14 protein-coding genes and 1 tRNA gene are annotated in these 12,776 nt (G+C 62.9%); 6 read left to right on the plus strand and 9 right to left on the minus strand.

Going from position 1 to position 12,776, the window contains the following annotated elements:
- Nucleotides 1-5 precede the first annotated feature (5 nt).
- From leuB to Q0D44_RS02000, 6 genes are all read left to right on the plus strand, one after another.
- Entirely contained in the window at nt 6-1,049 is a 1,044-nt protein-coding gene (leuB, locus tag Q0D44_RS01975) for a 3-isopropylmalate dehydrogenase (RefSeq protein WP_294131616.1), read from the plus strand.
- A gap of 201 nt (nt 1,050-1,250) precedes the next feature.
- Complete coding sequence (locus Q0D44_RS01980; protein ID WP_294131621.1) at nt 1,251-1,535, plus strand: hypothetical protein; 285 nt, start codon at nt 1,251-1,253, stop codon at nt 1,533-1,535.
- Nucleotides 1,536-1,598: 63 nt separating this feature from the next.
- Nucleotides 1,599-2,597, plus strand: coding sequence for a threonine dehydratase (locus Q0D44_RS01985; RefSeq protein ID WP_294131622.1), 999 nt, complete (start codon nt 1,599-1,601; stop codon nt 2,595-2,597).
- Entirely contained in the window at nt 2,594-3,802 is a 1,209-nt protein-coding gene (gene metZ, locus Q0D44_RS01990) for an O-succinylhomoserine sulfhydrylase (RefSeq protein WP_294131624.1), read from the plus strand. Before Q0D44_RS01985 ends, metZ begins: the two co-directional genes overlap by 4 nt.
- Before the next feature lie 32 nt (nt 3,803-3,834).
- Nucleotides 3,835-4,233, plus strand: a complete 399-nt coding sequence (apaG, locus tag Q0D44_RS01995) for a Co2+/Mg2+ efflux protein ApaG (RefSeq protein WP_119748228.1) — start codon at nt 3,835-3,837, stop codon at nt 4,231-4,233.
- Complete coding sequence (locus Q0D44_RS02000; RefSeq protein WP_294131627.1) at nt 4,230-5,021, plus strand: LysR family transcriptional regulator; 792 nt, start codon at nt 4,230-4,232, stop codon at nt 5,019-5,021. The genes apaG and Q0D44_RS02000 overlap by 4 nt, the downstream gene beginning before the upstream one ends.
- A 101-nt stretch (nt 5,022-5,122) precedes the next feature.
- Here Q0D44_RS02000 and Q0D44_RS02005 read toward each other — a convergent pair whose 3' ends face one another.
- The 9 genes from Q0D44_RS02005 to aroA form a co-directional block, all read right to left on the minus strand.
- On the minus strand, nt 5,123-6,907 hold the full coding sequence (locus Q0D44_RS02005; protein WP_294131629.1) for a cation:proton antiporter: 1,785 nt from the start codon (nt 6,905-6,907) through the stop codon (nt 5,123-5,125).
- 178 nt (nt 6,908-7,085) lie between these two features.
- Nucleotides 7,086-7,571, minus strand: coding sequence for a PIN domain-containing protein (locus Q0D44_RS02010; protein ID WP_294131631.1), 486 nt, complete (start codon nt 7,569-7,571; stop codon nt 7,086-7,088).
- On the minus strand, nt 7,568-7,852 hold the full coding sequence (locus Q0D44_RS02015; protein WP_294131632.1) for a hypothetical protein: 285 nt from the start codon (nt 7,850-7,852) through the stop codon (nt 7,568-7,570). The genes Q0D44_RS02010 and Q0D44_RS02015 overlap by 4 nt, the downstream gene beginning before the upstream one ends.
- Before the next feature lie 147 nt (nt 7,853-7,999).
- Nucleotides 8,000-8,085 (minus strand) — tRNA-Leu (locus Q0D44_RS02020).
- A 47-nt stretch (nt 8,086-8,132) separates the two neighbouring features.
- Nucleotides 8,133-8,423, minus strand: a complete 291-nt coding sequence (locus tag Q0D44_RS02025) for an integration host factor subunit beta (RefSeq protein WP_006961926.1) — start codon at nt 8,421-8,423, stop codon at nt 8,133-8,135.
- A 165-nt stretch (nt 8,424-8,588) separates the two neighbouring features.
- Nucleotides 8,589-10,301: a 30S ribosomal protein S1 gene (gene rpsA, locus Q0D44_RS02030; RefSeq protein ID WP_119748291.1), complete on the minus strand. Its 1,713-nt coding sequence runs from the start codon at nt 10,299-10,301 to the stop codon at nt 8,589-8,591.
- A gap of 169 nt (nt 10,302-10,470) precedes the next feature.
- The gene (cmk, locus tag Q0D44_RS02035) at nt 10,471-11,106 is read right to left on the minus strand and encodes a (d)CMP kinase (protein WP_294131639.1); all 636 of its coding nucleotides are present in this window, start codon (nt 11,104-11,106) and stop codon (nt 10,471-10,473) included.
- Complete coding sequence (locus tag Q0D44_RS02040; RefSeq protein WP_294131640.1) at nt 11,103-11,354, minus strand: hypothetical protein; 252 nt, start codon at nt 11,352-11,354, stop codon at nt 11,103-11,105. Before Q0D44_RS02040 ends, cmk begins: the two co-directional genes overlap by 4 nt.
- Nucleotides 11,351-12,661 carry a 3-phosphoshikimate 1-carboxyvinyltransferase gene (gene aroA / locus Q0D44_RS02045; RefSeq protein ID WP_294131642.1) on the minus strand — a complete coding sequence of 437 codons (1,311 nt, stop codon included), beginning with the start codon at nt 12,659-12,661 and terminating at the stop codon, nt 11,351-11,353. Before aroA ends, Q0D44_RS02040 begins: the two co-directional genes overlap by 4 nt.
- Nucleotides 12,662-12,776 lie beyond the last annotated feature (115 nt).

Raw genomic sequence — 12,776 nt, forward strand, 5'->3', positions numbered from 1 at the left:
TCGCCATGTTGATCGCCCTGTTTCCCGGAGACGGCATCGGTCCCGAAATCGTCGATCAGGCCAAGCGCGTGCTGGATGCGCTGGCGATCGATGGCCTGACATATGAACAGGGTCTGGTTGGCGGCGCGGCCTATAAGGCGGTCGGCCATCCGCTCCCGCCCGAAACGCTGGAACTGGCCAAGCGTGCTGACGCTATTCTGTTCGGCGCCGTGGGTGATCCCGATTGCGACGCGCTCGAACGCCATTTGCGCCCCGAACAGGCAATCCTTGGCCTGCGCAAGGAACTGGGCCTCTTCTCCAACCTGCGTCCGGCCAAAGTGTTTCCCGAACTGGCCGGTGAGTCCGCGCTCAAACCCGAAGTCGCCGGTGCCATCGACCTGCTGATCGTGCGCGAAACCAATGGTGACGTCTATTTCGGGGAAAAGGGCTTCCGCATTACCGCCGACGGCCTGCGCGAAGGCTATGACGTCATGTCCTATAACGAAGCCGAAGTGCGCCGCATCGCCCATAGCGGCTTTCAGGCGTCCCGCGCCCGTCGCGGCAAGCTCTGCTCGGTGGACAAGGCCAATGTGCTGGAAACCAGCCAGCTGTGGCGCGATGTGGTGATCGAGGTATCGGCGGACTATCCCGACGTGGCGCTCAGCCATATGTATGTGGACAATGCCGCGATGCAGCTGGTCCGCAACCCCGGCCAGTTCGACGTCATCGTCACCGGCAACCTGTTCGGCGACATCCTCTCGGATCAGGCCAGCATGTGCGTCGGCTCCATCGGGATGCTGGCGTCTGCTACCCTCAATGGCAGCGGGCAGGGGCTGTACGAGCCGATCCACGGCTCCGCCCCCGACATTGCCGGCACTGGCAAGGCCAATCCGCTGGCGACGATCCTGTCCGCCGCGATGATGCTGCGCTATTCGTTGGGGATGCCCGAACAGGCTGACCGGATCGAGAAGGCGGTAGCAAAGGCTCTGGCCAACGGCGCACGCAGCGCTGACCTGGGCGGCACCATGACCACGGTGGACATGGGCGATGCAGTGCTGGCGGTCTTCTGACCGCCCGCCGCATCTCTTAAGATTTTGCTGCCCCGTCGTTCTAGGTAGAAAACGGGGACGCACCTATGTCGATAACATTGAAGCAGGATCATGAAGCCTTGCGGGTGATGATGCGCGAATTCGCGCATGTCATGCGAACCAGCGGCATCGAAGCACTGCCGGATATAGCGCGCAAGCGCATAGCTTTCTCCCAATTGTTCCGTGAACATATGGGGGCGGGAGGATGCCCGTGCGCTCGACCTCCGCGATGGCCATCTGGCGGCGCAGGCCGATCCGCTGTTGCGCGAACATGGCCGGGCGATCCGCGCCCTGTTCCTGCGCTATAGCGATCATATCAAATATTGGACGCCCACCCTGATCGCGCAGGACTGGAGCGGCTATCTTGAGGCCGTCCTCGCCCTGCAAGGCGAACTGGCCGAACGGATGGCGTGGGAAGAACGGAACCTGCATCCGCTGATGGATGCGCAACCGCGTCGGGCGGCCTGATTGAAGGCCAATTCGTCGGCAAAGGTTCTGTCCTGGTCCCGGCGCGGCAGTTAGAGCGCCGGGATGACCGACTTCTCCCTCGCCTCGCTCCGTTCCGCCGCGACTATGGTTCATGCGCAGGTGCCGCCGACCCCGCAATATGCCTGGCCGCTGCTGGCTGCGCGCGCCGGGTGTGACCTGTGGGTGAAGCATGAGAATCACACCCCCACGGGCGCGTTCAAGGTGCGCGGGGCGATCACCTATATCGACTGGCTGCGTCGCACCCATCCGCATGTGACTGGCATCATCACCGCGACACGCGGCAATCATGGTCAGGCGCAGGTCCGCGCCGCGACGGCTGCGGGCCTGAACGCCACCATCGTCGTCCCCCATGGCAATGCGCTGGAAAAGAACGCGGCGATGCGGGCTTTCGGTGCAACCCTTATCGAACATGGCCATGATTTCGACAGCGCCAAGGCCGAAGCGCTCCGCCTGTCCGCCGAACAAGGGCTGTTCATGGTCCCGGCCTATCATGACGAGCTGGTCCGGGGTGTCGCCAGCTATGGCCTGGAACTGTTCGACGCCGTACCGGATCTCGATACCGTCTATGTCCCCGTCGGCTGCGGCTCAGGCCTGTGCGGCACCATCGCCGCGCGCGATGCGCTGGGCCTCACCACCAAGGTCGTCGGCGTCGTCTCCGCCCATGTCGATGCCGCCAAACGCTCGTTCGAGGCGGGCCGGTTGCTCGCCAGCCCCACCGCCTACACTTTTGCCGATGGCGTCGCCGTTTGCACCCCGGTGCAGGCAGCGCTCGACTATTTCGGTCCCCGCGCCGACCGTTTCGTCGCCGTTACCGACGATGAAGTCGCCGCCGCGATCCGCCATTATTGGCAGGACACCCATAATCTGGCCGAAGGGGCAGGGGCCGTTGCACTGGCCGCCGCGCTACAGGAAAAGGACGCGATGCGGGGCAAGAAGGTTGCAGTTATCCTGTCGGGCGGTAATGGCGACATGCGCCAGATGGCGGAAATATTGGGCGGCGCTACCCCGGTGGTGCGGCAAGACATGCGGAAAGCGATATGAAGCGGAAAAGCGGTCAGAACCCGGATATCACCAAGAACTGGAAGCCAGCCACGCTGGCGATCCGGGGCGGCACCGCGCGCAGCGAATGGGGCGAAACCTCCGAAGCGCTCTTCCTGACCAGCGGTTACAGCTATGACCGGGCGGAGGATGCCGCCGCGCGCTTCGCCGGTGAACAGCAGGGCATGACCTATTCGCGCCTCCAGAACCCGACCGTGGAGATGCTGGAACAGCGTATCGCTCTGCTTGAAGGCGCCGAAGCCTGCCGCGCCACTGCCACCGGCATGGCGGCGATGACTGCTGCCCTGCTGTGTCAATTGTCGGCGGGCGATCATGTCGTCGCGGCAAAGGCGGCGTTCGGCTCCTGCCGCTGGCTGACCGACACGCTGCTGCCAAAATTCGGGATCGAAACCACCACGATCGACGCGCGCGACACCGCCGCATGGGAAGCCGCGATCCAGCCCAATACCAAGGTGTTTTTCTTCGAAACCCCCGCCAATCCGACCATGGACGTGGTGGATCTGCGCGCCGTCTGCGCCATCGCCAAGGCGCATGGCATCACCAGTGTCGTGGACAATGCCTTCGCCTCGCCTGCGCTCCAGCGGCCGATGGAGTTTGGCGCGGACGTCGTTGCCTATAGCGCGACCAAGATGATGGACGGGCAGGGCCGGGTGCTGGCGGGTGCGATCTGCGGCACGCGCGACTGGATCGACAATGTCCTGCTGCCCTTCCACCGCAACACCGGCCCGACGCTCAGCCCGTTCAACGCCTGGGTGGTGTTGAAAGGGCTGGAGACGCTCGACCTGCGCATCCGCCGCCAGAGCGAGAATGCGCTCAAGGTAGCCGCCTTCCTGGAAGGTCGCGTCGCCAAGGTGCTGTATCCCGGCCTTCCAAGCCATCCCCAGCACGCGCTGGCGATGAGCCAGATGGAGATGGCCGGGCCGATCTTCTCGCTCTATGTCGGCGGTGGCCGGGCCGAGGCGCACGGACTGCTCAACGGTCTCGAACTGGTCGATATCAGCAATAATATCGGCGACTCGCGTTCGCTCATGACCCATCCTGCCTCCACCACCCATTTCGGCATGGCCGAAGCGGCGCGGCTGGAGGTCGGCATTACCGAGGATATGCTGCGCCTGAACGTGGGACTGGAAGATGCCGACGATGTGATCGCTGATCTCGATCGCGCGCTTACATCAATAGGGCGTTGACGGGAGGCCTCGGCCAAGCGCATCTCAGCACCATGAACGCGCTCTTCCCCTTCCACGCGACGACGCGCGACGTGATTGTCCATGTCGCCGTCTCCTTCCTGCCCGAACAGTCGGAGCCGGACCGGGGCCGCTGGTTCTGGGCCTATCACATCCGCATCGAAAATCAGGGCGATCTGCCGGTGCAGTTGCTGACCCGCCACTGGATCATCACCGACGGCCGCGGCGTCCAGCACCGGGTCGATGGTGACGGCGTGGTGGGCGAACAGCCGGTGGTGCAGCCGGGTAAAAGCTATGACTATGTGTCGGGCTGCCCGCTCAATACCCCGACCGGCTCGATGACCGGCAGCTATCAGATGATCGGCGTCGGCGGCGAAACCTTCGAAGTCGCGATTCCCCATTTCGCGCTCATTGCCCCGGCGGTTGCCGAATGAAGCGCACCCATTTGCCGCTCAACGGCCTGCGCGTGCTGGACGCGGCGGCCCGGCACCTGTCCTTCACCCGCGCTGCCGACGAACTGGCGGTCACTCCCGCTGCCGTGGGCCAACAGATTCGCGCGCTGGAGGATCTGCTGGGCGTCGTTCTGTTCCGCCGCACGCCCAAGGGGCTGGAACTGACCCCGGAAACCGAAGGTGGCCTGGACGCCCTGCGCGCTGGCTTTCTGGAATTTGAAGAAGCCGTCCGCGCGATGCAGGCGGGCCAGTCCAGCAGCGCGCTGACCATCGCCGCGCCGCGCGACATCACCGCCAAATGGCTCCAGCCGCGCCTCGCCGCCTATGCCGCCAGTCAGCCCGGCCTCACCTTCTCACTGGTCGCGGCCGACGACATGCTCGATTTCACCGAAGCCAATCTCGACCTTGCCCTGCGCCTCTCCGATCGGGTCGGCGACCATGAGGGCGTGAAGCTTGGCGAATCGCTGTTCGTCACAGTGGAAGCGGCCAATGGCGGCCCCGACCAGCGCATCGCCTGGCCCGGATGCCCGTCGGACGATCAGCCCGCCAGCATCCGCGTCGCCGATGGCGGCCTCGCCATCGAAGCCGCCGCCACCGGCTTTGGCCGCGCCAGCGTGCCGCTGCTGTTGGCGCAGGCAGACCTGACCGCCGGACGCATCCGCCAGGTGGGCGATCCCGTCCCGTCGCTGCTCTCCTACTGGCTCATCGCCCCGCTACCGCAATGGCGCCAGAAAAAGGTCAAGGCGCTGGTCGAGGCGTTGCTGGCTTAAGCGAAAAATCTCCCTACGATCCGTTCGTTTCGAGCGAAGTCGAGAAACCTGCGCGCCATGTTTCTCGACTTCGCTCGAAACGAACGGAGCTTGGCGCTAACTCACCCCACCTCATCCGGCCGCAACCGCCGTAATTTCGGCGCGGTCGCCATCTGTGCCGCATCCTTGATATCCACCCGCAGATCCTCGCGCATCTGGTGGATCGACGCGATCACTGGTCCCATCGCCACGCCCAGATCGACCAGCGCCGTCTCGGCCAGTTGCAGCGAGCTTTCCAACGTCTCCGGCACCGCGTCGCTTGCGCCAGCCTTGTAGAGTTGCGCGGCATGATCGGTATCGCGCGCACGGGCGATGATCGGCAGGTCGGGCACCCAGCCACGCACCCGTCTGGTCAGCCGCACTGACAGCACCGGGTCATCCATCGTCAGAATGAGCGCACGGGCATGGCCCAGCCGCAGCTTGTCGAGCATCTCCACCCGCGCCACGTCGCCAAACAGGATCGGGTAACCCGCCCGCCGCGCCTCGGCGACGACATCCGGGTCTGATTCGACGACGATGAAGCGTTGCTTGTGGGTTTTCAGAAGGTCGCACACCATCCGCCCGACCCGGCCAAAGCCGATCACGACCGCCGCCGCCTCGACATGCTCTTCGCTCGCTTCCGGCAATTCCTCGCCTAACGCCATTTCCAGTCGCCGGGCGATATCATGGCCGATCCGCGCCAGCAGCGGCGTGATGGTCAGGCCGATGGCAGTGACGATCTGCCAGAAGGCAGCGGTGGATGGCAGGATCAGCTGCGCCGCCGCCGCCGTCGACAGCACGATCAGCGTCGTCTCCGACGGGCTGGACATCAGCACGCCCACCTCCAGCGCCACGCCCTTGCGCGCCCCGGAAAAATAGAGCAGCGCCGCGGTCACCAGCGTCTTGGCCAGCACCACGCCCATCACCGCCAGCAGCAGGCTGGGCCAGTTGGCAAGGATGACGCGAATGTCCAGGCTCATGCCGACCGTTATCAGGAACACGCCCAGCGCCAGCCCCTTGAACGGCGCGGTCATCACCTCGACCTCGCCATGATAGTCGGTCTCGGCGATCATCAGCCCCGCCAGCAGCGCGCCGACGATCGGGGACAGGCCCGCAATCGACGTCGCCAGGCTGGAGACGATGACGACCAGCAGGCTGGCCGCCAGAAACACCTCCGGGCTTTTGGTCCGCGCCGCCTGACTGAAAATATGCGGCAGGAACACGCGGCCTAGCACCAGCATGATCGCGATGGTAATGCCCCCGCGCATCAGCGTGTTCATCATCTCGCCCCACGCCCCGTCGGGACTGGCCGCGACCGATGGCGCCAGCGCACCCAGCATGAAGATGATCGGCACCAGCGCCAGATCCTCAAACAACAGCATGGAAAAAGCCGCCTTGCCGACCGCGCTCTGCGTCCCGACCATCGGCAGCACCACGGCGGTGGAGGAGAGCGCCAGCGCCAGCCCCAGCCCGACTGCCCCCGCCGTCGGCTGCCCCAGCACATACAGCCCCAGCGCGATCAGCGCCCCGCTGCCCAGCAGCTCCGCCGCACCAACCCCGAACACCTGATTGCGCATCGTCCACAGCCGCTTGAAGCTCAGTTCCAGCCCGATGGAAAACAGCAATAATATGACGCCCAACTCGGCAAATGGCTCGATCGCGGCGCGGTTGGAAATGGTGACATGATAGAGCCAGGGATATTGCCCGACCAGCGAACCCAGCCCGGCTGGCCCAACCGCCAGCCCGACCAGGATGAACCCGATCACCGGACTGATCCGAAAACGCGCAAAACCGGGAATAACCAACCCCGCTGCGCCGAGGATGACGAGGGAGTCGCTAAAACTATTGGGATCAATCGCACCGGCCATACCCGCATCATCGCGGCAAGCGGGCGGAATATCCAGTCTTTTGGTAGAAAAGCGTCTTGTCGCAATCCGCTGTAGAGTGCCCCCTTCAGCGTTCGTAAGGTCTAACTACTGTCTGAACTTGTGCTAGAATAACCAAGCGGGCGTATGGCTACACTTAGCTGCCCCATGGCCTCATGGGCTAAAATTGGTTTTTGATATCCGACAATGAAATGGCACCGTCTCGGAAATAATTGTAGTTGATCACGAGCGATCCAGCGGCGTGGGCTGCCAAGCATAGATCCAAGTCATCACTAATTATTACGGCATCAGATTGCGACGCAACCATGAGGACGCAATCGGTTATGCCGAGTTTGTGGTACATTGGATGCTTAATCACGCTGATAGCGGGGAATTCTCTCTCTTCGACCTTCTCAACAAATTGGCTCAATGCGAAGCTAACCTGCGATCGTAAGGGTTCGGGAGAATGCCTCAAAAGATTTGAGGTCTCTGTCAGTACGTGGGGCGTGGTCACGATATTAGGAAAAAGCGAAAGTATTGCAATCAAGTGATCAAAATCATTTTCTGTAAATATTTTTAGACGCTTATGATTTTTAATCAGACCCTTTGCAACGCTGCCAACTACCAGCAGGCATAACAAGTTAGTATCTATCAGTGCTTGCTTCACAGTGCGGTGCGAATGCTATCTATCATTCTATTTTTGACGCCAACGACCCGCTCGCTATTGTCATTTATCTCAACGATCTTATAGGTTCGTTTTTCTTGTTGTGGCAAAAGGGCGTTTTGCACGGCAGGCCTATCCCATGGACGAGAAAAGCCGATTGTGACCGACCATAAGCTGTCTCCGTCAAATTGGACTTCTTCTAGACCGACATTGAAAGCGCCTTCAGGGCCGAAAATGTCCGTTATGTATGATTTGGCGATCGCAATCGCTTCTTTAACTTCCATATAACTTCTCCGGTGCGCCGCTTCTAGTCGCTCAAAACGGTATCCTAATATCCAACAATACCGCTTAACGGAGAGAGCGGGAATATCAAAATTGCAGATAGTCGCAGCCTGCGTCACTTACGAAATGCCGTAGGAGCAACGGCATATTGGTGCGGACGGCGGGACTTGAACCCGCAATTCCAGGGGAAGGCGGATTTTAAGTCCGCTGCGTCTACCGATTTCGCCACGTCCGCGTGCCGCTTCCCTGACGGCTGGCGCGGATCAGGTCAAGCGGCTGTAATCAGCTTTCGCCCTTGACGTTCAACCGTTCGCGCATTTCCTTGCCCGGCTTGAAATAGGGGACGCGCTTGGCCGATACCGGCACCTGCTCCCCGGTGCGGGGATTGCGCCCGGTGCGGGCGTCGCGCGCGCGGGTGGTGAAAGCGCCAAAGCCGCGCAGTTCGACACGACCGCCCGATGCCAGCCGGTCGACAATCTCGCGGAAAAAAAGATCAACGATCTTCTCCACCTCCGCAAGGTTCAACCCCGGATTTTCGTCGGCCAGTTTCTGGATCAATTCCGAACGGATCATTGGTTCTCCAGCGCCCCTCTGCTGTGCCCCTGTCTTGCATAGAGATTCGGCAAGGCGTTGACAATGATGGAACAAGAAGTTCGTTTCGTTTCCAGAAACATATGCAAAAGCCCGCCGGAACCTGGGTTCCGGCGGGCTTTTTGTTCGCTGCAAGGCGGAAAAGGCTTAGCCTTCGGTCTTGGCTTTCAGCGCTTCGCCCAGAATGTCGCCCAGCGACGCGCCGCTGTCGGACGAGCCGTACTGCGCCACGGCCTGCTTCTCTTCGGCGATCTGCATCGCCTTGATCGAGAAGGTCGGCTTCTTCGCACGGTCAAAACCGGTGATCATCGCGTCGAACTTCTGGCCGATCTGGAAGCGTTCCGAACGCTGTTCGTCACGGTCACGGCCCAGGTCGCTGCGCTTGATGAAGCCGGTGGCGCCATCTTCGCCGGCCTGGACTTCCAGGCCGCCGTCGCGGACTTCAAGGACGGTCACGGTGACGATCGCGTTCTTGTTCAGGCCAGCGGCAGCAGCGGTGGTGCCGCCCGCAGCCGGACCGCCACGCTCAAGCTGCTTCATGCCAAGGCTGATGCGTTCCTTCTCGACGTCGATGTCCAGAACGACTGCCTGCACGGCCTCGCCCTTGCGATGCAGCGCCAGCGCGTCCTCGCCCGAAATGCCCCATGCGATGTCGGACATGTGGACCATGCCGTCGACGTCGCCGTCCAGGCCGATGAACAGGCCGAACTCGGTCGCATTCTTGACTTCGCCCTCGACGGTAGAACCGATCGGGTGACGTTCGGCAAAGCTGTCCCAGGGGTTCGACTGCGCCTGCTTGAGGCCCAGGCTGATGCGGCGCTTTTCGGGATCGACTTCGAGGACCAGAACTTCGACTTCCTGGCTGGTCGAAACGATCTTGCCGGGGTGAACGTTCTTCTTGGTCCAGGACATTTCCGAAACGTGAACCAGACCTTCGATGCCCGCTTCCAGCTCGACGAACGCACCATATTCGGTGATGTTCGTGACGCGGCCCGACAGCTTGGCGCCGATCGGGTACTTGGCGGATGCGCCTTCCCAAGGATCGCTTTCCAGCTGCTTCATGCCGAGCGAGATGCGCTGCGTGTCGCGGTTGATGCGGATGATCTGCACGCGAACAGTGTCGCCGATGTTGATCATCTCATTGGGGTGGTTGATGCGCTTGTAGCTGAGGTCGGTGACGTGCAGCAGGCCATCAATGCCGCCCAGGTCAACGAACGCACCATAGTCGGTGATGTTCTTGACGACGCCTTCGATGATCTGACCTTCGGCCAGCGTCTGGATGAGGCCGCTGCGCTGTTCGGCGCGGGTTTCTTCCAGGATGGCGCGACGCGACACGACGATGTTGCCGCGGCGACGATCCATCTTCAGGATCTGGAAGGGCTGCGGAATGTCCATCAGCGGGGTGACGTCGCGCACGGGGCGGATATCCACCTGCGAACCGGGCAGGAAGGCCACGGCGCCGTCCAGGTCGACGGTGAAGCCGCCCTTGACGCGACCGAAGATGACGCCTTCGACGCGCGCGCTCTCGGTGAACTCGGCTTCCAGCTTGTCCCATGCGGCTTCGCGGCGGGCGCGGTCACGCGACAGCATCGCTTCGCCATGGGCGTTTTCGACGCGATCGACATAGACTTCGACTTCATCGCCGACCTTGATGTCGGCCTTCTGGCCCGGCATCGCGAATTCGCGCAGCGGCACGCGGCCTTCGGACTTCAGACCTACGTCGATGACGGCCAGGTCGTTTTCGATGGCGGTAACGGTGCCCTTGACGACGCGGCCTTCAAAGCCGCCGTCCTCGCCACCGAGGGAATCATTGAGAAGCGCGGCGAAATCGTCGCGCGTGGGGAATGCCGTAGAGGCCATGGTCAGTCCTTCATACATCATTGCTGGCCAACCGGTTGTATCCGATGGTCTTTGGCCAAAACACGCGCAGGACCGAATATCCGACGCGTATCCAGCCGGTTAGGGGCTTGGGAACGCGCGGCCGTGAAAAGCGAAAAGGGCGCGTGGCAAAACCGCGCGCCTTGACGGGTCAGCCTTTTGAGCGACCTTCAAGCTGGGCGTCCACAAGCGCAATCGCCCGCTGGACGGCCGCGTCTATAGTCAAATCGCTCGTATCTAGCAAGTCCGCACCATCGGCGATTTTCAGCGGCGCATGGTCGCGGCTCATGTCACGCGTATCGCGCGCCTGAATGTCGGCGATCAGGCTGTCCATATCGGGATGCCCGCCCTGCGCCACGCCATCCTTGTAGCGACGCTCGGCCCGCACATGGACGCTGGCGGTGACGAAGATCTTGGCGTCGGCATCGGGCGCGATCACCGTGCCGATGTCCCGCCCATCCAATATCGCGCCGCCCGGCTGGGTCGCAAAATCCCGCTGCCGCGCGATCAGCGCATCGCGCACCGCCTGATGCACCGACACGCGGGAGGCGAGGCTGCCCACCGCTTCGCTGCGCAGCGCCGGATCGGCCAATATCTCGTCGCCAAAATCGCACGCGGCCAGTGCATCGGCCTTGATATCCGGGTCGCCACCACGTTTCAGCACTGACAGGCCGACCGCGCGATAGAGCAGCCCGGTATCAAGGCAGGGCAGGCCATAATGGCGCGCCAATGCCTTGGCGATCGTCCCCTTGCCCGACGCTGCGGGACCATCGACAGCTATGATCATCGGGCCTTGCCTTTGCGTATCGTGTTGGCGAGGCCGATCACGGCGATCGCAGCCCACACAATCTCCAACGCCATCGACGCCAGGTTGAAATGGATGGTGAGCGACGCGATCAGCAGCAGCGACCCGACCAGATTGAGCAGGTTGAACCAGAGGAAGTTCATTTCCCTGGCGATATTACTATAGGCATAAGCGACCACCATCAGCCCGCTGCCCAGCAATCCGACGATATTGGCCCAGTCCAGCGTCACGCCACCGCCCCCAGCGTCCGCAGCAGCGGCACGAAGGTGGGGAAACTCGTGGCCACCGGTGCCATATCGTCGATCGTCACCCCATCGCGCGACACCAGCCCCGCCACGGCAAAGCTCATCGCGATCCGATGGTCCAGCTTGGTCGCGATCGGCCCGCCGCCTGCCAGCAATGCGCCGCCATTGCCCTCGATGATGATGCCATCCTCCAGTTCCTCGACGGTCACGCCGATCGCGCGCAGCCCCGCCGCCATGGTTGCGATCCGGTCCGATTCCTTGACCCGCAACTCCTCCAGCCCGCGAAACACGCTGCGCCCCTGCGCCAGCGCGGCGGCGATGAAGGCAACCGGATATTCGTCGATCATGCTGGGCGCGCGCGCCGGGTCCGGCTCCACGCCGTTCAGCGCCGACGCGGTGACGACCAGATCGCCGACCGGCTCGCCGCCAACCTCACGCGGGTTAATCACCTCAATCGAGCCGCCCATCTCGCGGAGCAGATCGATCAATCCCGCCCGCGTCGCATTCAGCCCGACATTGGCGATCGTCACCTGCGACCCCGGCACCAGCAGCGCCGCGACCATCGGGAATGCCGCCGAGGACGGATCGCCCGGCACGACGATCTGCTGCGGCTTCAACTCCGCCTCGCCGACCAGCGTTATGATGCGCGTCCCGTCGGCTTCTACTTCGACATTCAGCTCTGCGCCGAATCCACGCAGCATCCGCTCGCTATGGTCGCGTGTCGGGATCGGCTCGACAACGCGGGTGATGCCCGGCGTGTTCAGCCCCGCCAGCAATATCGCGGATTTCACCTGCGCCGACGCGACCGGCAGCCGGTAATCCAGCGGCACAGCGGGGCAGGCACCGCGCATCGTCAGCGGCAGCCGATCGCCCGGACTGGTCGTGAAACTCGCCCCCATCCGCGCCAGCGGTTCGGTCACCCGTGCCATCGGTCGCTTGCTCAAGGAAGCGTCGCCAATGAAAGTCGCGGTCAGGTCATGACTCGCCAGCAACCCCATCAAAAGCCGCGTCGACGTGCCGCTATTGCCCATTTCCAGCGCCTGCTCCGGCTGGAGCAATCCGCCCACGCCCACGCCATGGATATGCCAGATGCCGTCCGCGTCGCGCTCTATGTCCGCACCCATCGCCCGCATTGCGGCCGCCGTGGCCAGCACATCCTCGCCCTCCAGCAGCCCTTCGACCCGGCTTTCCCCCACCGCCAGCGCCGACAGCATCAGCGACCGGTGGGAAATGCTCTTGTCCCCCGGCACGGTCACGCTGCCCGACAGGGCAGGGGCGGCGGCGAAAGTCATGGGGGTCGGCGATGGGGAAGAGGCAGTCACTGAAGCGTTCCGATCATGTCGGGGGCGAAAAAATGCGCCCGGCTTTTGACAGCGCCGTCCCTCTATGGCAAGGCGCGCGACGTTT

It is taken from the genome of Sphingobium sp. (genome assembly GCA_023266575.1).
Taxonomy (GTDB): Bacteria; Pseudomonadota; Alphaproteobacteria; order Sphingomonadales; family Sphingomonadaceae; genus Sphingobium.